General features: G+C 66.7%; 14 protein-coding genes. 4 read left to right on the top strand and 10 right to left on the bottom strand.

Features of this window, described 5'->3' with window-relative positions:
* Window positions 1-402: 402 nt before the first annotated feature.
* Together KBZ19_RS13775 and KBZ19_RS13780 are read left to right on the top strand one after the other, a co-directional pair.
* The gene (locus tag KBZ19_RS13775; protein ID WP_255101336.1) at window positions 403-2,484 is read left to right on the top strand and encodes an Rne/Rng family ribonuclease; all 2,082 of its coding nucleotides are present in this window, start codon (window positions 403-405) and stop codon (window positions 2,482-2,484) included.
* Window positions 2,485-2,513: 29 nt separating this feature from the next.
* On the top strand, window positions 2,514-3,182 hold the full coding sequence (locus KBZ19_RS13780) for a ribonuclease HII (RefSeq protein ID WP_255101337.1): 669 nt from the start codon (window positions 2,514-2,516) through the stop codon (window positions 3,180-3,182).
* 144 nt (window positions 3,183-3,326) lie between these two features.
* Here KBZ19_RS13780 and KBZ19_RS13785 read toward each other — a convergent pair whose 3' ends face one another.
* The gene (locus KBZ19_RS13785) at window positions 3,327-3,839 is read right to left on the bottom strand and encodes a DUF1997 domain-containing protein (protein ID WP_094514383.1); all 513 of its coding nucleotides are present in this window, start codon (window positions 3,837-3,839) and stop codon (window positions 3,327-3,329) included.
* 58 nt (window positions 3,840-3,897) lie between these two features.
* Here KBZ19_RS13785 and pheA point away from each other — a divergent pair, with 58 nt between their 5' ends.
* Window positions 3,898-4,752 (top strand): prephenate dehydratase, encoded by an 855-nt coding sequence (pheA, locus tag KBZ19_RS13790; RefSeq protein WP_255101338.1) that lies wholly within the window; start codon window positions 3,898-3,900, stop codon window positions 4,750-4,752.
* On the opposite strand, the gene KBZ19_RS13795 is transcribed toward pheA, so the two are convergent.
* From KBZ19_RS13795 to KBZ19_RS13835, 9 genes are all read right to left on the bottom strand, one after another.
* Window positions 4,712-5,731 carry a methyltransferase domain-containing protein gene (locus KBZ19_RS13795; protein WP_255101339.1) on the bottom strand — a complete coding sequence of 340 codons (1,020 nt, stop codon included), beginning with the start codon at window positions 5,729-5,731 and terminating at the stop codon, window positions 4,712-4,714. The two genes, pheA and KBZ19_RS13795, sit on opposite strands and share 41 nt — an antisense overlap.
* Entirely contained in the window at window positions 5,731-6,402 is a 672-nt protein-coding gene (locus KBZ19_RS13800; protein WP_255101340.1) for an LON peptidase substrate-binding domain-containing protein, read from the bottom strand. The genes KBZ19_RS13795 and KBZ19_RS13800 overlap by 1 nt, the downstream gene beginning before the upstream one ends.
* Before the next feature lie 347 nt (window positions 6,403-6,749).
* Window positions 6,750-7,070, bottom strand: coding sequence for a 30S ribosomal protein S10 (gene rpsJ, locus KBZ19_RS13805; RefSeq protein ID WP_094514372.1), 321 nt, complete (start codon window positions 7,068-7,070; stop codon window positions 6,750-6,752).
* A gap of 177 nt (window positions 7,071-7,247) precedes the next feature.
* Entirely contained in the window at window positions 7,248-8,477 is a 1,230-nt protein-coding gene (tuf, locus tag KBZ19_RS13810) for an elongation factor Tu (protein WP_094514369.1), read from the bottom strand.
* Between the two features lie 39 nt (window positions 8,478-8,516).
* The gene (gene fusA / locus KBZ19_RS13815; RefSeq protein ID WP_094514365.1) at window positions 8,517-10,592 is read right to left on the bottom strand and encodes an elongation factor G; all 2,076 of its coding nucleotides are present in this window, start codon (window positions 10,590-10,592) and stop codon (window positions 8,517-8,519) included.
* Window positions 10,593-10,692: 100 nt separating this feature from the next.
* A complete protein-coding gene (gene rpsG / locus KBZ19_RS13820; RefSeq protein WP_094514363.1) occupies window positions 10,693-11,163 on the bottom strand; it encodes a 30S ribosomal protein S7 in 471 nt (156 codons plus the stop codon).
* A 46-nt stretch (window positions 11,164-11,209) separates the two neighbouring features.
* On the bottom strand, window positions 11,210-11,584 hold the full coding sequence (rpsL, locus tag KBZ19_RS13825; protein WP_094514358.1) for a 30S ribosomal protein S12: 375 nt from the start codon (window positions 11,582-11,584) through the stop codon (window positions 11,210-11,212).
* Window positions 11,585-11,637: 53 nt separating this feature from the next.
* The gene (locus KBZ19_RS13830) at window positions 11,638-11,994 is read right to left on the bottom strand and encodes an AIR synthase (protein WP_094514356.1); all 357 of its coding nucleotides are present in this window, start codon (window positions 11,992-11,994) and stop codon (window positions 11,638-11,640) included.
* Between the two features lie 187 nt (window positions 11,995-12,181).
* Window positions 12,182-14,140, bottom strand: a complete 1,959-nt coding sequence (locus KBZ19_RS13835; RefSeq protein WP_255101341.1) for a phosphodiester glycosidase family protein — start codon at window positions 14,138-14,140, stop codon at window positions 12,182-12,184.
* A 126-nt stretch (window positions 14,141-14,266) separates the two neighbouring features.
* On the opposite strand from KBZ19_RS13835, the gene gltB reads away from it, so the two are divergent.
* Window positions 14,267-18,862, top strand: a complete 4,596-nt coding sequence (gene gltB, locus KBZ19_RS13840; protein WP_255101342.1) for a glutamate synthase large subunit — start codon at window positions 14,267-14,269, stop codon at window positions 18,860-18,862.
* The last annotated feature ends 7 nt before the right edge of the window (window positions 18,863-18,869 follow it).

The raw sequence follows: 18,869 nt of genomic DNA on the forward strand, positions 1-18,869 counted from the left end.
CTGCGAGCCACAGCAGCGATGCACTCCTGCGAACCAAGGTGAACGGCTCGGGGCCGAGATCCAGCGGCAGAAGGGCCTGGGGTTGGCGCGTGCTAATTTCACCTCAGACGGCAGATCCGTCTGTGGCTTTCGATCCACAGCCGCATCGTCTATGGCCCCCGCTCCTGCGGCGTGTTCGCCGTAGTCACACCCAGCAGCAACCGGTCCGTTCCCGTTCCGGCAGCTCGGGCGTCAACGGAGGCTGAACCTCCAGAGCTTGCTCCTCAAAGGCTTTTTCTTCCGTCTCATTCTGCTGATGCAGCAGACGGTCGGCTTCTCAGCACGATCGGCTCATCGCTTCATTGCTTCAGGGGGTAATCCCCATCCCATGGCAGGGCTTCTCCGAGCCACCCTCTTTCCTCCATGCCCCAGCAGATCGTCATTGCGGAGCAACTGCGCATCGCCGCGGTGCTCAACGACGAACGCGTCGATCAACTGATCGTTGCCCAGGGTCGCTACCAGATCGGCGACGTCTACGTCGGGCGCGTCGAGAATGTGCTCCCCGGCATTGATGCAGCGTTTGTCAACATCGGAGAGAGCGAGAAAAATGGCTTCATTCATGTCACCGACCTCGGCCCACTGAGGCTCAGGAAGGGTGCTGCCGGCATCACTGAACTGCTCGAGCCACGCCAGAAGGTGCTGGTTCAGGTGATGAAGGAGCCCACCGGCACCAAGGGGCCGCGTCTCACGGGCAATCTCACGCTGCCTGGCCGCTACCTGGTGCTTCAGCCCCATGGCCAGGGGGTCAACATCTCCCGGCGGATCAGTGCCGAGAGCGAGCGCAACCGTCTGCGGGCCCTGGGTGTGCTGATCAAGCCGCCCGGCGCCGGCCTGCTGGTGCGCACCGAAGCCGAAGGCATCAGCGAGGAGCTGCTGATCGATGATCTCGAAGCTTTGCTGCGTCAGTGGGAGGGCATCCAGGAAGCGGCGGAAACGGCCACCCCGCCGGCGCTGCTCAACCGCGACGAAGACTTCGTCCATCGGGTGCTGCGCGACCTCTACAGCCCCGAGGTGCAGCGCGTGGTGGTTGACACCCAAGCGGCCGTCGGCCGCGTGAACGCCTTCCTCGGTGCCGATCAGGCCAATCTGCTGGTGGAGCACCATGTCGAAAGCACCGACATCCTTGAGCACCACAAGATCAACGCCGCCATCCGCGATGCCCTCAAGCCGCGCGTCGATCTGCCCTCCGGCGGGTCGGTGATCATCGAGCCCACCGAGGCGCTCACTGTCATCGATGTGAACTCCGGTTCCTTCACGCGTTCCGCCAATGCACGGGAAACCGTCCTCTGGACCAACTGCGAAGCGGCGGCTGAAATCGCGCGTCAGCTGAAGCTGCGCAACATCGGCGGTGTGGTGATCATCGACTTCATCGACATGGAGTCGCGCCGCGACCAGCTGATGCTGCTCGAGCATTTCACTTCGGCCGTGCGCGACGACGCCGCCCGACCTCAGATCGCCCAGCTCACCGAGCTTGGTCTGGTGGAACTCACCCGCAAACGCCAGGGCCAGAACATCTACGAGCTGTTCGGACGCGCCTGCCCCAGCTGCGGTGGCCTCGGCCACGTGGCCGTTCTCCCCGGCAAGGACACCCTCCAGCCACTCGCCACGGTCACCGGCCTGGTGCGCTCCGCTGCCTCCGCCCGCGCCGAGGCGCCCAGCCCCTCCGCGCCCGAGCCCAGTGGCCGCCGCCGTGGTGGACGCGGTGGTCGCGGTAGCCGCAGCGGCAATGAGCTGATCGAAGTCACCCCCGTGCTCGTCTCCATCGACGACGAGCCGGCCGCTCCCCGGGTGGTGGAAGCACCGCTGAGTGCTTCTGAAGGCGTCAGCCGCCGCCACGACCCCGAGCTGGTGGCTGTCCCCATGGACGACGACCAGGAATTCGTCTACGGCTGGATGGGCCTCAACCCCGCCCTGCTGCTGGAGTCTCCCCCTGCCGGCGACAACGTGGTCGTCCGGGTCGTGCGCCCCGGCGAATCAGAGGAGGCGGTGCTCGACGCCGCTCGTCAGCAGCTGTCCGGCTCAGGCTCCCGGCGGCGTCGCCGTGGCGGCCGTGGCGGTGGCGATGGCGCCGCTGCCCCCCGCACCGCTGCCGACTACCCCAGCGATGCTCCCGCCCCCGTCGTTGTTTCAACGGCAGAGACCGGCACAGACCGTTGGAGTTCCACCCGCGATCCCGGTGATGCCGTGATGGTGGAAATCACCCCGCTGCCGATCGACACCGACCGTTCTCCCGCAGTCCACACCACCGTGATTGAAACCACGGTGCTGCAGGTGCCGATCACCCGCACCGTCGGCCGTGCCACGCCCGCCGCCGTGAGCATCACCGACCACCCGGCTGCCGCTGTGGCCGCTCAGAGCGAGCCTGATCCCGCCCCCGAAACCCCTGCCGACGACCCGGCCGGTGAGCCCCGCCGCCGACGCCGCCGTTCTTCGGCGGCGGTCTGAGCCCAGCGCCTGCCCGCTCTCCACGGCCCGTGGGCGCCCACCCTGGGAAAGGAGCGGCAGCAGAGCCGCAGCTTCCAGCCGATCCCTATGCCCAGCATGATCCCGGTGTCTGCGCAGGGATCGATGAGGTTGGGCGGGGCAGCCTGTTCGGGCCCGTGTTCGCCGCCGCCGTGGTGTTGCCGGCATCCGCGCTGCCGCCTCTGGCAGCCGCCGGACTCACCGACAGCAAGGCCCTGCGGCCGTTGCAGCGCCGCCGGCTCCTGCCCTTGATCGTGGAGGCGGCGGCGCAGTGCGCGCTCGGCCAGGCCTCGGCTGAGGAGATCGACCATCACGGCATCCGCTGCGCCACCGAACTGGCCATGCTGCGAGCGCTGCAGCGGCTGGCCGCGCCGCCCCGCCTCGTGATTGTCGATGGGGTGCTGCCGCTGCGCCTGTGGAGCGGGCCACAGATCACCCTGGTGCGAGGCGATCGCCACTGCCTGTCGATCGCCGCTGCCAGCGTTGTGGCCAAGCAGGCCCGCGATGGCCTGATCCAGCGGTTGGCCGGCCGCTTCCCTGGCTATGGCCTGGAGCGGCACGCCGGCTATGGCACGGCCTTGCATCGCCAGGCCCTGCGCAGGCTCGGGCCCACGCCGCTGCACCGGGCCTGCTTTCTGGGCAAGGTGCTGGCCGGCACCGACTGGCCGCCGCTCCGTTGAATGATCAGCCCCGGGCCTCTTCTGTGAGCTGTGAGCTCTCTGCCGCCTCTGTGCAGACCGCTATCGCCTCTGGAAAAGGCCACTGTCCACTGCCTGCCGTACTGCCTGCCGTCTCTGCGAAGCCCATGGCCGCCGGGAGCGGGTTCAGCGGGTTTCGCACCACTGGCTGAAATCACTCAGCAGGTTCTGCCCCACCCGCTTGCGCATGCCCAGCAGGATGCCGCTGAGCAGTGACCGGCCGGTGGCCTCCAGCACGCGCGGCGGGATCAGCCCCAGCACGGTGGGGCGGCTCACGCGCACGCCCAGCAGGGCTTCGCCTTCCAAGCCGCCGTCGTTCACCGCCAGCCAGGATTGGAGCGTGAACTCAAAGTCGTCCACGGCTTCGAGTCCCACGAGGCGGCAATCGAGGGCTTCCAGCTCCAGCCGCCCCGGCTCCCGTTGGGCCTGCAACTGCACCACCGGCTGCACCTGCAGTTGGAACACCTTGAATCCGCTCACTTCGTACTGGTAGTGGCCAGGACTGAGCGGCGTGAGCTGGCGCGGTTCAAGCAAGGCCCGGATCACCCGCTGTTCGTCATCGAGGTAATCGGCCAGCTGCTCGGCCTGCCCGTGAACCGGCAAGGTGAGCTGCTGGCTGGCGCTGAAGGCCAGAGACATCGCCTGGGGAGGCCGGCGGAGGATGATCCTATCCACCGGTCTGCGCTCCCTTTCCCCCATGCGTCTCGCCTTCCTCGGACCCGCCGGCACCTACGGAGAACAGGCGGCGCGCCAGTTCGCTGCCCTGGAAGGCTTCCAGGATCCGGAATTCGTCCCGCAGGGCAGCATTCGTGCTGTGGTCAAGGCCCTCGCCGACGGTGGCTGCAGTGCTGCCGTGGTTCCGGTGGAGAATTCGGTGGAGGGCGGCGTCACCGCCTGCCTTGATGTGCTCTGGGAGCACTCCGACCTGCAGATCCGCCGGGCGTTGGTGCTGCCGATCCGCCATGCCCTGCTGGGCAGCGGTCCGATCGACCGGGTGAGCGAGGTGCTCTCCCATCCCCAGGCCCTGGCCCAGTGCAGCCAGTGGCTGGCGGAACACCTGCCCGATGCCCTGCAGCTGCCCACCAGCTCCACCGCCGAAGCGGCCCGGCTGGTGGCAGGCAGCCGCTTCCGCGCAGCGATCGCCTCGCGTCAGGCGGCAGGGGAGCACGGGCTCGAGGTGCTGGCCTATCCGGTCAATGACGTGATCGGCAACTGCACCCGCTTCCTGCTGTTGCAGAAAGAGGGGGGTCCCGCCGAAGGCAGCACCCACTGCAGCCTGGCGTTTTCGCTGCATGCCAACAGCCCGGGTGCGCTGCTGGAGGCGCTCAGTTGCTTCGCGCATCGCCAGCTGAACATGAGCCGAATCGAGTCGCGGCCGTCCAAACGTGAGATGGGCGAGTATCTGTTCTTCGTGGATCTTGAGCGGCCTGCGGCCGGTGAGGCGCTCCAGCAGGCGATCGAAGAGCTCAGGGGGCTGTGCCAGCACCTGGCTCTGTTCGGGGCCTATCCGCTCACGAATCTCGCGGAGGAGGAGCGCTCGCCTGCTGGTTAGCCAGGGCGGCCGCCGCGGGCGTGGTGTCCGGCCCGCGGCGGCAGCGGAAGACACCGAACGCCATCAGGCCATGGCGAAAGGCCCAGTCCATCAGCAGCAGGGTGGGGGTTTCGCGTATGCCCTGCAGCACGGCGGCCGGACCCAGCCCCAGCACGGCGCCCGGCCGGCGAACCCCTTCCAGGATCGAATCGATCCAGGAGGGCAGGGTGGCGCGGGTCCAGTCGTCGGTGTCGGTGTGAGCGCCGCCGGCATGGACGCTCAGCTCCAGGTTGCGGCGAAATGAGGGGATGCTCGCAAATTCCGGGTGGGCCCACTGATCCAGGAGCTGACGCATCACCCAGCGCTCCACTGCGCTGAGCGCTCCGGCGGAGGGATCGCGGCGGTTCCAGTCGGCCACCGCCAGCAGCCCACCGGGAGCCAGCACGCGCAGCAGTTCATCGGCGTAGCGCTGCTTGTCGGGCATGTGCGGCCCTGCCTCCACACTCCACACCGCATCAAAGGCCCCATCCGGGAGGTCGAGATCAAGGGCATCCATCACGGCAAACCGGCAGCTGAGGCCCGCTGGGGTGAGCTGACGGGCCCGCTCCACCTGCGCCGGGCTGATGCTGATGCCCAGCACTTCAAAGCCGTAGTCACGGGCAAGGATCCTGGCGCTGCCACCGATGCCGCAGCCCACATCCAGCAGCCTGGAGCCAGGGGGCAGCTGATCCAGGCCACTCCAGTGCACCAACTCGTGCACGAAGGCCACCTTGGCGGCACGGAAGTCGGCCCGATGCGGTGGGGTGCCGTAGTGACCGAGGTGCACATGATCGCCCCACAGCCGCTCCAGCAGCCGGTCTTCCGTCCAGCGGTCGTAGGCCTCCGCCACGGTGGCAGTGCTCTCGAAGCTGCGGTTGCGCCGCTGCCACACCACGAAGGCGCCCGCCAGCACGGCCACAGAAGCCACAGCCGCCAGCGCGGGGAGGGGAAGGCCGGCCATCAGGAGGGATCCCTGGGGGGCTCACCCAGATCCTTGAAGGTGTCCTTGAGGACCGTGCGGGCCGCAAGCTGGCGCCGGGTCTGGTCGAGCAGGGCGAATTCCTGACGCAGCCGCTCGCCGGTGTCGGTGAGCTCCAGCAGGCTCTGCTGGTGATCGGCCACGGGGCCGCCCAGATGGGAACCGATCCAGAACGAGAGCTCCCGTGGCAGGTCAGGCAGATCGTTGGGCAGGCTGCTCGGCCGCCCCACGAGCTTGCCCGTGAGGTCGACCACATCCCGCAGGGCCTGGGTCACGTTGCCGGCCAAGGCGTTGAGAGTGTCCGGGCTCTCGTCGGTTTCGTCTTCGATCCAGCTCACCATGCCCACCCGGAACGGGGCCTCCCGCACCACTTCGAGCACACGGAAACGCTGCTGCCCCATGGTCACGATGTTGCTGCGATCGTCTTCCTGGGTCTGGCACTGGAGGATTTCCGCGCAGCAGCCCACAGAAGCCATCTTCTTTTCCTGTGGGTCCCAGCGGATCACCCCGAAGCGGCGATCTGTCTGCAGGACCGTTTGCAGGAGCATGCGGTAGCGAGGCTCGAAGATATGCAGCGGCAGCACTTCCTGCGGAAACAGCACCACATCCGGCAGGGGGAATAGGGGGAGTTCCCTCACGGCCAGATCAGTCACGGATGGGTGGGTGGAGAAAGGGCTGGAAAAACGGATGGAAGGGAGCAGAAGGCCTGAAAGGGCCGGTGCCCGGGTGCTTTGCCAGAAGGAAGCAGCGAGGAGTGTTTTGCCTCGATGTTCGAAGAAAACAACACGGCAAGGACTGGCGCTGGCTGCGCCGGCCCTGGCAGCTCCTGAAGCGCCGGGCAGCCTGACGGAGCGATTCTAGAAAAAACAAAGCCCGCCGGGGAAGCGGGCGGGGTCGTCAATGGGGCGCAGGCAGCAGCAAGGGGAAGCGAATTCTGGGGCAGCCTGGGCCAACCCATTCACGAACAGCCAGGCGGGTGCAGGGGCGGGGCCAATGCGGCTCAGAGCTTGACTTCGATATCGACGCCACTCGGGAGATCAAGCTTCATCAACGCGTCGATCGTTTTCGAGGAAGGGCTGTAGATGTCGATGATGCGGCGGTGGGTGCGGGTTTCGAAGTGCTCACGGGAGTCTTTGTCCACGTGGGGTGAGCGCAGAACGCAGTAGATCTTGCGCTTGGTGGGCAGGGGGATGGGGCCGATAGCCGTGGCGGCGGTGTGATCGGCGGTTTCGATGATTTTTTCGCAGGAAAGATCCAGCATGCGGCGGTCGAACGCCTTGAGACGGATGCGGATCTTCTGCTGAGCGATGGCGGTGGACATGGGGAAATGCGGGTGAGGCATCCGCCAGCAAGAACGCTGCCGGTGCAGAAAACGATGAATCAGGCTTGAAGCCTGAATTGCCGAGGTGCGAGTGGCCTGAAAGCCGGAAGGGGCAAGCCGAGGGGGGAGAAGCCTGCGCGCAGGCACGCCCCCCAAGGCCAAGACCCTAGATCAGGATCATTCCACGATCTTGGACACCACGCCCGCACCAATGGTGCGGCCGCCTTCGCGGATGGCGAAGCGCATGCCCTGCTCAATCGCCACCGGGCAGATCAGCTCGGCGGACATCTTGATGCGGTCACCGGGCATCACCATCTCCACGTTGGTGCCGTCGTCGGCGGTGAAGGCCGTGATCTGGCCGGTCACGTCGGTGGTGCGGATGTAGAACTGCGGGCGATAGCCGGCGAAGAAGGGGGTGTGACGGCCGCCTTCTTCCTTCTTCAGGACGTAGACCTCACCTTCGAACTTGGTGTGGGGCTTGATCGAGTTGGGCTTGACCAGCACCATCCCGCGTTCGATGTCTTCCTTCTGAATGCCGCGCAGCAGCAGACCGACGTTGTCGCCCGCCATGCCTTCGTCGAGCAGCTTGCGGAACATCTCGACCCCGGTGACGGTGGTTTCGCGGGTGTCCTTGATGCCGACGATCTGAACGGTTTCGCCCACTTTCACCTTGCCGCGCTCGATCCGGCCAGTGGCCACGGTGCCACGACCGGTGATCGAGAACACGTCTTCGACAGCCATCAGGAAGGGCTTGTCGATTTCGCGCTCGGGTTCGGGGATGGATTCATCCACCGCGTCCATGAGGTCAAGGATCTTGTCGACCCATTCGTTGTCACCCCGGTTGCCTTTGCCGCCCCCTTGGATGAACTCGAGAGCCTTCAGAGCGGAGCCGGCCACGATGGGGATGTCGTCACCCGGGAAGTCGTAGCTGCTGAGCAGCTCACGCATTTCCAGTTCGACGAGCTCGAGGATTTCCTCGTCGTCGACCATGTCCTTCTTGTTCAGGAACACCACCAGGGCGGGCACGCCCACCTGCTTGGCCAGCAGGATGTGCTCCTTGGTCTGGGCCATGGGGCCATCGGTGGCGGCCACCACCAGGATGGCGCCGTCCATCTGGGCGGCACCAGTGATCATGTTCTTGACGTAGTCCGCGTGACCCGGGCAGTCGACGTGGGCGTAGTGACGGCCTTCTGTCTCGTACTCGACGTGGGCGGTATTGATGGTGATGCCCCGTTCCTTCTCCTCAGGAGCACCGTCGATGTCGTCATAGGCCTGAGCTTTCGCTTGGCCAAGGGATGCCAGCACGTTGGTGATGGCGGCGGTGAGGGTGGTTTTGCCGTGGTCAACGTGGCCGATGGTGCCGATGTTGACGTGAGGTTTGTTCCTCTGAAACTTCTCGCGAGCCATTGAAGGAAAGAATCGGGGGTGTTGGTTGGGGGTGAGAGATCAGGAATTGCCCTGATTCTTGGAGATGATGGCCTCAGCCACATTGCGAGGAACTTCCTCGTAATGGCTGAACTCCATCGAGAAAATACCCCGACCCTGGGTCATGGATCGGAGCTGGGTGGCGTAGCCGAACATCTCGGCCAGGGGCACCTTGGTTTGGACTTTGGATTGTCCGTTGTCGATGGACTGGCCTTCGACCTGCCCGCGACGTGAGGAGAGGTCGCCGATCACCGAACCGAGGTAGTCCTCGGGGATTTCGACTTCCACCTTCATCATCGGCTCAAGGAGTACAGGATTGCACTTCTTGACGCCGTCCTTGAAGGCCATCGAACCAGCGATCTTGAAAGCCATCTCCGAAGAGTCGACATCGTGGTAGGACCCGTCCACCATGGTGACCTTCACATCGATCATCGGGAAACCGGCAATCACGCCGGACTGGCAGGTTTCCTTCATGCCGTTTTCGGCAGGACCGATGTATTCCTTCGGCACGATGCCGCCGACGATCTTGTTGACGAACTCAAAGCCGGAACCGGGCTCACCCGGCTCCATTTCGATCACCACATGGCCGTACTGGCCTTTACCGCCGGTCTGGCGGGCGAACTTGCCTTCACCTTTGGCCTTGCCGCGGATCGTTTCGCGGTAAGACACCTGCGGAGCGCCGATGTTGGCTTCCACCTTGAACTCCCGCAGCATGCGATCCACCAGGATTTCCAGGTGAAGCTCGCCCATGCCGGCGATTACGGTCTGGCCCGTTTCGGGGTCGGTGGAAACGCGGAAGGTGGGATCTTCCTCAGAGAGGGATTGCAGTGCTTTGGAGAGTTTCTCCATGTCGCCCTTGGTCTTCGGCTCCACCGCCACCGAGATCACCGGTTCTGGGATGAACAGGGATTCCAGAATGATGGGCGCACTCTCCACGCAGAGCGTGTCGCCGGTGGTGGTGTCCTTGAGGCCGAGAACGGCCCCGAGATCACCAGCGCGCAGTTCGTCAACTTCTTCGCGATCGTCTGCTTTGAGCAGGATCAGGCGGGAGATCCGCTCCTTCTTGTCTTTGGTGCTGTTCATCACATAGCTGCCCTTCTGCAGCACCCCCGAGTACATCCTCACGAAGGTGAGTTTGCCGTAGGGGTCGGCCATCACCTTGAAGGCCAGTGCGCTGAAGGGAGCATTGTCGTCGCAGGGACGGTTGGACTCGGTGCCATCGGGCAGCAGGCCGGTGATCGGCGGAACGTCCACCGGTGCGGGTAGGTAGTCGACGACTGCGTCGAGCACCAGTTGCACCCCTTTGTTCTTGAAGGCGGATCCGCAGAGCATCGGCACCAGGCCGTGCTTCACCACGCCGACGCGAATGCCCTTGACCAGCTGCTCGTCGGTGAGTTCGCCGTTTTCAAGGTAACTGTCGAGGAGCTCCTCATCGGTTTCGGCCACCGATTCCATGAGCTTGCCGCGCCAGAGTGCGGCTTCTTCCTTCATGTCGTCGGGGATGTCTCCCTCGAGGATGTCGGTGCCGAGATCGTTCGTGTAGATGATCGCCTTCTGGCGCACCAGGTCGATGATGCCCTTGAGTTCTCCTTCTGCTCCGATCGGCAGCTGGATCGGTGCCGCGTTGGCCTTGAGGCGGTCCTTGATCTGGTCGTAGACCTTCAGGAAGTTGGCACCCGTGCGGTCCATCTTGTTGACGAACACGATGCGGGGCACGTTGTAGCGATCGGCCTGCCGCCACACGGTTTCGGACTGGGGCTGGACGCCACCCACGGCGCAGAACACAGCCACCACCCCATCGAGAACCCGCATCGACCGCTCCACTTCAATCGTGAAGTCGACGTGGCCGGGGGTATCGATGATATTGATGCGGTTGTCCTTCCAGCTGGTGGAAATGGCCGCCGCAGTGATGGTGATGCCGCGCTCCCGCTCCTGCTCCATCCAGTCGGTGACGGCGGCGCCATCGTGCACCTCGCCCATCTTGTGGACGACACCTGAGTAGAAGAGAATCCGCTCGGTGGTGGTGGTTTTGCCCGCGTCGATGTGGGCGGCAATCCCGATATTTCTGACGCGTTCCAGGGGGTAGGCGCGGGCCACGAGCTGAGGTCTCCGAAGGGTGATCGACAAAAATGCGGAGTAAGTGTAAGGGTTAGCTCTGGTGTGCCGGGATTCCGCGATCCAGGCAGAGCCGGTGAACTCAGTAGCGGTAGTGGGCGAAGGCTTTGTTCGCTTCTGCCATCTTGTGGGTTTCCTCGCGCTTGCGCACCGCGCTGCCGGCTTCGTTGGCCGCGTCCATGAGTTCACCTGCCAGCTTCTGGGCCATGCTGCGGCCGTTGCGGGCGCGCGAGAAGTTGACCAGCCAGCGGAGAGCCATGGCGGTGCCCCGCTCCTGCCGCACTTCCATCGGCACCTGGTAGGTGGCGCCACCAACGCGGCGGGCGCGCACTTCAACCAGGGGGGTGGCATTGCGCACGGCGGTTTCGAACACTTCCAGCGCGTCGGCGCCGGTGCGCTCGCTGATCAGCCCGAAGGCATCAGAAAGAATCCGCTGTGCGGTGGACTTTTTGCCGTGCTTCATCAGCCGGGCCACAACCATGGTTGCCAGCCTGCTGTTGAACTGGGGGTCGGGGAGAACCGGGCGCTTCTCGGCAGCGTTGCGGCGTGACATAAACCTGAGGAGAGGGAAGCGGGAAAGGGAAACGAAGAGGCAGGACTCAGGCCTTGGGAGCCTTGGCGCCGTACTTGGAGCGGCTCTGGCGGCGATCCTTCACACCGGAGGTGTCGAGGGTGCCGCGGATGATGTGGTAGCGGACCCCGGGCAGATCCTTGACCCGACCGCCGCGGATCAGCACGACGGAGTGCTCCTGCAGGTTGTGGCCGATGCCGGGGATGTAGGCGGTGACCTCAAAGCCGGAGGTGAGCCGCACGCGGGCCACCTTGCGAAGCGCCGAGTTGGGCTTCTTCGGCGTGGAGGTGTACACGCGGGTGCACACACCACGGCGCTCGGGGCAGGCCCGCAGCGCTGGGGATTTGGTCTTGCGGGTGAGGCGTTGCCGCTCGGAGCGGATCAGCTGCTGGATCGTGGGCATTGAGGGCCGGAGAGATGGGTCGGACGTCCGACCGTTTTCCACAATCCGCCACCTTACTTTGTCGTGGCACCCCGACGCCCTTGACGGCTGAAGGCGGCTCCGCACGGGCAGCACGCCACCCCCTCGCCCGGCCGGATCAGAAACCCGCCACCGCTGAGATCGCCGCGGTAATCAAGGCTCAGGCCGGCCAGCTGGCCGATCTGGTCGGCGGGTGCATGCAGGGTGAGGCCATCGGCACGGGCCACAGGGGTGCCGGCCAGATGCCCCGGACGCAGGCGGATCACCCACTGCTCGCAGGTGCCCTCCACCAGATCGAGGTGCATCAGCCCCGGCGTGCCGGCCACAGCGGCCTGGCGACCGAGTTCGGCGGCGGCTGCCGGCGTCAGCTGCACGGTGAGGCCTCGGGGCATTGGGAGAACTCAGCAAGGATGGCGTGGTGGCCTTCACTCTGGCAGCGCCCCGACCCTGCCGAGCTGTCCGGCCATGGGAGGCTTCCGCGCCGCATGCAGGTTCCAGTCCGGAGCCCGCGGGTATGCGGTAAGCCCGCGTTCAGCAGCAGCCCACCGTTACGTAACAGCTCGCCGTTAGGCAGCGGTCTCAGGGGGAGCTGGCTGTGGAGCCCTCTGAGGCGTCGGCGGCGCGAGAGGGGTCACGAGGCACCAGACCCAGGCCGTTGTGGATGCGGGCGGCCACCCCTCGGCCCTGCACCGACAGGGTGCCGGAGAGCATCAGGCCGGTGGAGCTGCCGCCATCGAGGTTGAGCGCATCGCGCAGGCCCAGCTGCTGCAGCAGCTGGGCCGTTTCCCGCAGGGTGGGCCCCGCATGCTCGACCCCCTGGAGGGTGAGGAGCCAGATCTGAGAGCCATCGCTGGCGATCACCGTGCGGGGCGCCCCCTGCTGCAGGAAAGCGGCGCTGAAGCCTTCGGCGCTGCCATTGAGCACGGTGCGCCCGTTCAGCAGCAGCAGCGGACCACCCCCGAGCACCGAGCGGCTCTGGCCGAGCGGATGGGTCGGCTGGCTGCTCAGGCTCAACCGGCTGCCCACGTCCCACGGCGGCACAACCCCGCCCCGCCCCACCAGCAGCACGTCCTCGGGGCCAAGCGCGATGCCCTGTTCCAGCTGGGCACTGTTGAACTGCTGCCGCACCACGTTGCCGTTGACCAGCAGGGCCGTTTCCCCGCCGCTGATCGCCCGATAGCTTCGCCCCCATTCAGCGGTGTAGCGCGCCAGGCCTCGCTGCACATAGCCACTGTTGAGGGCCATCACCGGCAGGCGCTGGCCGCTGCCGTCACTCACCCATTCCGTGAGGCTCAGCCAGCCGAACTGCGGTACGGCGCCGTCCTGCCAGCCCACGGCCCCCCGGTTGAGGATCGGTCCTGAAAGCCAGCGCCCGTCGTCTTTGAGGGCTCCCAGGGGCAGACGCCGCACCCGGTTGAAGAACCCGCCGTTGATGGCCACCAGGGCCTGTTCCTGCCCTGCCAGCTGAGGAAGGGAGGTGAGGCCTTCCATCCCCTCGGCGCTGGTGAGCAGGCGCAGCTCCACGGGGCTGCGGCGGGGATCGAGCCGCACGCTGTTCACCAGCATGCGTCGGTTGCCGAGGGCGCGCACCTGTCGCTCCACGGTGATGCCCTTGTTGAGCAGGGCCTGCAGCTGGGCGGTGCTTGGCGCGGTGGCGCGCACCGGACCTGGAGCTGCACCGGTCAGATCAAGCACCACGCGGGCCGGCCCGCCCAGGGTGAGCACGGCCCCGGGTCCGCTGGCCGGCAAGGCGATCGTCAGGCCGTCGCTGCCGGGTCGCGCCTGCAGGCCGAGGGATTGCAGCTGGGCCAGCTGGGCCGGGGTGCTGCGCAGCGCCATCTGCAGTTCGCCAGCCTCTCGCCGCACGAATGTCGGGCCGCTGAGATCGAGCACCACACGCCGTACGCCCGAGCTGGCGATCGCCCCCGGCGAGGACACCCGGATCTGCTCCAGCGTGGCCGCCGGCAGTTCCAGCCGCAGAGTGCCTCGCTCCTGCCGCTGCCAGCTCACGCCGGCATCCAGCAGCAGGCGGCTCACATCCACGGCCACCTCGTCGTCGAGGCTGCGCTGAGCCCCGGCAGGCACCAGCAGCGTGCGGCCGAACCACTCGAGTTCCAGGCCTCCCTGTGTGGACGAGCGGCTGGTGAAGCCCAGCTGGCCCTCCAGCACTTCCAGGGGCAGCCACAGCTCCAGATCCCCCCGGCTGGCGGAGCCCCGCTGCTCCCAGCGAGCCGTCTGCCGGCGGCCGTTGATCTCCAGGCGCTGGCCGGTCTCAGCGGTGGATGCTGTGCCGAAGCGTTGCGGCAGGCGCTGAGGTTCGCGGGCCGGGGGCGGCGGAACGGGCGGCGGCCACCGGTTCTGCGCCCCCGCTCCCGGAGCGATGAGCAGCGATGCGGCGCAAAGGCTGCCGCTGACGAACGCGCTGCCCAGCAGCAGCACACGCCTCAGGCCGCCGCTCACCTGGATGGCGCCAGACCCAGCAACGGCTTCCCGCCTGGCACGACGGCGGAACAGCGGCAATGGCGAAGGCCTCGGCATCAGGCCAGCTTCCGTTGGTGGTGAACGCTAACCCCGTGGGCCTGTCTCTAGAGTTCCCCTTCCTCAAGGAGCGGTCAATCCCGCAGTTCGGGTTTGCCGCCGGTCACCGCAGGTCTCTCCTGGGTTATGCCTCACTTCTCCCGTCCCGTCTGGCCCCATTGCGACAGTCCGGCGCCTGAGGCCGTGGCGGGCGAGCGCGATGCCTGCGGCGTTGGCTTTCTGGCCCAGCTCAGCGGCGAGGCGAGCCATGCTCTGCTCGCCCAGGCCCTGCATGGTCTCCACTGCATGGAGCACCGCGGTGGCTGCGGTGGCGACGGCGATTCCGGGGATGGTGCCGGCATCCTCTGTGGCATCCCCTGGCCCTACCTGGAAGCGGTCTGGCCCGCCGCCCGCAGCGAACAGGGTCGGCCCCGCGGTCTGGCGATGCTGTTCCTGCCCGCCGAGGCGGAGCGCCGAGCTGTGGCACGCGCCTTCTGTGAGCAGGCGGCCGCCGGCCTGGGCCTGCGCAGCATCGGCTGGCGTGAGGTGCCTGTAGCGCCTGAGGTGCTCGGCCCACTGGCCCGCCAGACGGCCCCCGCCATCGAGCAGTGGCTCGTGGAAGGCGAGGTGGCTGGCGATGCGCTCGAAGCCCTGCTCTTCCGTTGCCGCCGCCGCGTCGGGGATCTGGTGAGGGAAGCCTGGGGCCCCGGCCCCAGCGATCTCTACTTCGCCTCCTTCAGCAGCCGCACGGTCGTCTACAAGGGCATGGTGCGCTCCGAGGTGCTGCCGGCGTTCTACGCCGACCTGCGCGACCCCCGCTTCGCGGTGAGCTTCGCCGTGTACCACCGCCGCTTCAGCACCAACACGTTGCCGCGCTGGCCCCTGGCGCAGCCGATGCGCCTGCTGGGTCACAACGGTGAGATCAACACCCTGCTGGGCAACATCAACTGGGCTCACGCTGCCCAGTCGCACCTCGATGCGATCTGGGGCGACGCCGCCAACGACCTCAAGCCGGTGGTCAACGCCGCCTTCAGCGATTCCGCCAACCTCGACGCCATGCTCGAGCTCATGGTGCGCAGCGGTCGGCCGATCACCGACAGCCTGCTCACGCTCGTGCCCGAGGCGTTCCGGCAGCAACCGGAGCTGGAATCACGGCCAGCGATTCAGGCCTTCTACGACTATTCAGCCTGTGTGCAGGAACCCTGGGATGGCCCGGCCCTGCTGGTGTTCAGCGATGGCCGCAGCGTGGGTGCCACGCTCGATCGCAACGGTCTGCGCCCCGCCCGCTACTGCATCACCAGCGACGGCCTGGTGGCGATGGGATCGGAAACCGGCGTCCTGGAGATCGACGAAAGCCGCATCATCGAAAAGGGCCGTCTCGGCCCCGGTCAGATGCTCGCCGTCGATCTCGAGCAGGGCCGCCTGTTGCGCAACTGGCAGGTGAAGGAGGAAGTGGCGGCCCGCCATCCCTACGGCGCCTGGCTGCTGGAGCACCGCCGCGCGCTCGACAGCCGGCCCTGGATCACCGAGACGAGCCTGGGGGCCCTCGACCTGCTCCAGCACCAGACCGCTTTCGGCTTCACCGCCGAAGACTTCGATCTGGTGATCGAGGACATGGCTGGCCAGGGCAAGGAGCCCACGTATTGCATGGGTGACGACATCCCCCTGGCGGTGCTGTCCTCCAAGCCCCACCTCCTTTACGACTACTTCAAGCAACGCTTCGCCCAGGTCACCAACCCGCCGATCGATCCCCTGCGGGAAGAGTTGGTGATGAGCCTGGAGATGCACCTCGGCCGCCGGGGCTCACCGCTGCGGCCCGAGCCCGGTTCTGCCTCGGTGCTGCATCTGCAGTCGCCGCTGCTCAATGAGGCGGAGCTCAAGGCACTGCCGGAGCAGGGCCTGGCCACCATCACCCTCTCCACCCTGTTGCCGGTGGAAGCGGGGCCGGCCGGCCTCGGCGATGCGGTGCAGAGGCTCTGCCAGGAGGCGGAGCAGGCCGTGCGAAACCAGGCCGAAATCCTGGTGCTCTCCGACCGCTGCGGATCTGGTCTTTCGCCCACCACCTCCTATATCCCGCCTCTGCTGGCCGTGGGTGCGGTGCACCACCACCTGCTGGGTCTGGGCCTGCGGCTGCATTGCTCTCTGGTGGTGGACACCGCTCAGTGCTGGAGCACCCATCACCTGGCCTGCCTGATCGGCTTCGGTGCCAGTGCTGTGTGCCCCTGGCTCACCTGGGAAACCACGCGCCACTGGCTGCAGCTGCCCAAGACCATCTCTCTGATCGAGCGGGGTCGGCTGCCCGCCATTGATGCCGCTGCGGCCCAGGCGAATGTGCGCCAGGCCCTGGAAGCCGGCCTTCGCAAGATCCTCTCCAAGATCGGCATCTCGATGCTGGCCAGCTATCACGGGGCTCAGATCTTTGAGGCGATCGGCATCGGCGCCGACCTGATCGAGCTGGCATTCCGAGGCACCACCAGCCGAGTGGCGGGCCTCACCCTGGCGGATCTCGCCAGCGAAACCCTCACCTTCCACGCCAAGGCCTTCCCCGAACTCCATCGCACCAAGCTGGAGTTCATGGGCTTCGTTCAATACCGCACCGGCGGCGAATTCCATCTCAACAGCCCGGAGATGGCCAAGGCCCTCCATGCCGCCGTGGCAGCGGGCCCCGGCTACGACCACTTCTCCACCTACCGCACCCTGCTGGAGAACCGTCCGGTCACCTCCCTGCGCGACCTGCTTGAGCTCACCCCCGCCCCCCAGCCGCTGCCCCTTGATCAGGTGGAGAGCGCCGAAAGCATCTGCTCCCGTTTCTGCACCGGTGGCATGAGCCTCGGGGCCCTCTCGCGTGAGGCCCACGAAGTGCTGGCGGTGGCGATGAACCGCATCGGCGGCAAGAGCAACAGCGGCGAAGGGGGCGAGGATCCCGCCCGCTATCACCCGCTCCACGACGTCGACGCCGGCGGCCATTCCCCCACCCTCCCCACCATCGGTGGCCTGCGCAACGGCGACACAGCCTGCTCCGCCATCAAGCAGATCGCTTCCGGCCGCTTCGGTGTCACGCCTGAGTATCTGCGCAGCGGCACCCAGCTGGAGATCAAGGTGGCCCAGGGAGCCAAGCCCGGCGAGGGCGGCCAGCTGCCCGGCCCCAAGGTGGATGCCTACATCGCCTGGCTGCGCAACAGCAAACCCGGTGTCGCCCTGATCTCACCGCCGCCGCACCACGACATCTATTCCATTGAGGATCTGGCCCAGCTGATCCACGACCTTCACCAGGTGCATCCTGCCGCGAAGGTGTCGGTGAAGCTCGTGTCTGAGATCGGCATCGGCACGATCGCCGCCGGTGTGGCCAAGGCCAATGCCGATGTGATCCAGATCTCCGGCCACGACGGAGGCACGGGTGCCTCACCGCTCAGTTCGATCAAGCACGCCGGCAGCCCCTGGGAGCTGGGTCTGTCGGAAGTGCACCGCAGCCTGCTGGCCAACGGGCTGCGCGACCGGGTGCTGCTGCGTGCCGACGGCGGCCTCAAGACCGGTTGGGACGTGGTGATGGCCGCCCTGCTCGGTGCCGAGGAATTCGGCTTCGGCTCGGTGGCCATGATTGCCGAGGGCTGCATCATGGCCCGCGTCTGCCATACCAACAATTGCCCCGTGGGTGTGGCCAGCCAGAAGGAGGCGCTGCGCAAGCGCTTCACTGGCATCCCCGAACACGTGGTGAATTTCTTCGCCTACGTGGCCGAGGAGGTGCGCCAGTTGCTCAGCGTCCTGGGCGTGGCGCGGCTGGAGGATCTGATCGGCCGCAACGACCTGCTCCAGCGCCGGGCGGTGCAGCTGGTCAAGACCAGCTCGGTGGATCTCTCCTGCCTGCTGGATACGGTTCCCCACGCCGGCGACCGTTCCTGGCTGCAGCACGAGGCGGCCGCCCACGGCAATGGCCCCATCCTCGAAGACAGCCTCTTGGAGGACGCTGAAGTGCTGGCGGCGATCGAAGGCCATGGCAAGATCCAGCGCCAGCTGCGGATCCTCACCACCGACCGCAGTGTGGGAGCGCGGATTGCAGGCGAAATCGCCGCGCTTCACGGCAACAAGGGGTTCAACGGTCTGCTCGATCTCCGCTTTGAGGGCGGGGCCGGCCAAAGCTTTGGTGCCTTCCTGTTGCGCGGCATGCAGCTCACCCTGGTGGGTGATGCCAACGATTACGTCGGCAAGGGCATCAACGGCGGGCGGCTCGTGGTGGTGCCCCCTGCCGGCGCGGCCGATCCCGGCGCCCAGGTGATCCTGGGCAACACCTGCCTCTACGGCGCCACCGGCGGCGAGTTGTTTGCGCTGGGCCGGGCGGGTGAGCGCTTCGCCGTACGCAACAGCGGCGCGGTCGCTGTGGTCGAAGGCAGCGGCGATCACGCCTGCGAATACATGACCGGAGGCGTGGTGGTGATTCTCGGCAGCACCGGCCGCAACGTGGCCGCCGGGATGACCGGTGGCGTGGCGTTCCTGCTCGACGAGCACGACGGACTCGCCGCCCGGCTCAACCCGGAGATCGTCTCGATGGTTCCGCTGGACACCCCCGAGCAGGAGCAACTGCTCAAGCCATTGCTGGAGACCCATCTCGAGCTCACCGGCAGCCGCCGGGCCGCCGAGGTGCTTGCCAACTGGCCTCAGTGGCGTCCCCGCTTCAAGGTGCTCGTTCCCCCCAGTGAGCTGGCCACCGTCGGTCTGGCTGAGGGCCGCGTCACGGTGCCCGCCTAGGGCTCCA

The sequence above is a fragment of the Synechococcus sp. L2F genome, assembly GCF_024345695.1.
Classification (GTDB): domain Bacteria; phylum Cyanobacteriota; class Cyanobacteriia; order PCC-6307; family Cyanobiaceae; genus MW101C3.

Excerpts from the sequence above, each read along its gene's own strand:
- tuf (WP_094514369.1), bottom strand. The coding sequence starts at position 8,477 with ATGGCTCGCGAGAAGTTTCAGAGGAACAAACCTCACGTCAACATCGGC.
- KBZ19_RS13775 (WP_255101336.1), top strand. The coding sequence starts at position 403 with ATGCCCCAGCAGATCGTCATTGCGGAGCAACTGCGCATCGCCGCGGTG.
- gltB (WP_255101342.1), top strand. The coding sequence starts at position 14,267 with ATGCCTCACTTCTCCCGTCCCGTCTGGCCCCATTGCGACAGTCCGGCG.
- KBZ19_RS13785 (WP_094514383.1), bottom strand. The coding sequence starts at position 3,839 with ATGTCTCTGGCCTTCAGCGCCAGCCAGCAGCTCACCTTGCCGGTTCAC.
- rpsL (WP_094514358.1), bottom strand. The coding sequence starts at position 11,584 with ATGCCCACGATCCAGCAGCTGATCCGCTCCGAGCGGCAACGCCTCACC.
- KBZ19_RS13835 (WP_255101341.1), bottom strand. The coding sequence starts at position 14,140 with ATGCCGAGGCCTTCGCCATTGCCGCTGTTCCGCCGTCGTGCCAGGCGG.
- pheA (WP_255101338.1), top strand. The coding sequence starts at position 3,898 with ATGCGTCTCGCCTTCCTCGGACCCGCCGGCACCTACGGAGAACAGGCG.
- rpsG (WP_094514363.1), bottom strand. The coding sequence starts at position 11,163 with ATGTCACGCCGCAACGCTGCCGAGAAGCGCCCGGTTCTCCCCGACCCC.
- rpsJ (WP_094514372.1), bottom strand. The coding sequence starts at position 7,070 with ATGTCCACCGCCATCGCTCAGCAGAAGATCCGCATCCGTCTCAAGGCG.
- KBZ19_RS13795 (WP_255101339.1), bottom strand. The coding sequence starts at position 5,731 with ATGGCCGGCCTTCCCCTCCCCGCGCTGGCGGCTGTGGCTTCTGTGGCC.
- KBZ19_RS13830 (WP_094514356.1), bottom strand. The coding sequence starts at position 11,994 with ATGCCCCGAGGCCTCACCGTGCAGCTGACGCCGGCAGCCGCCGCCGAA.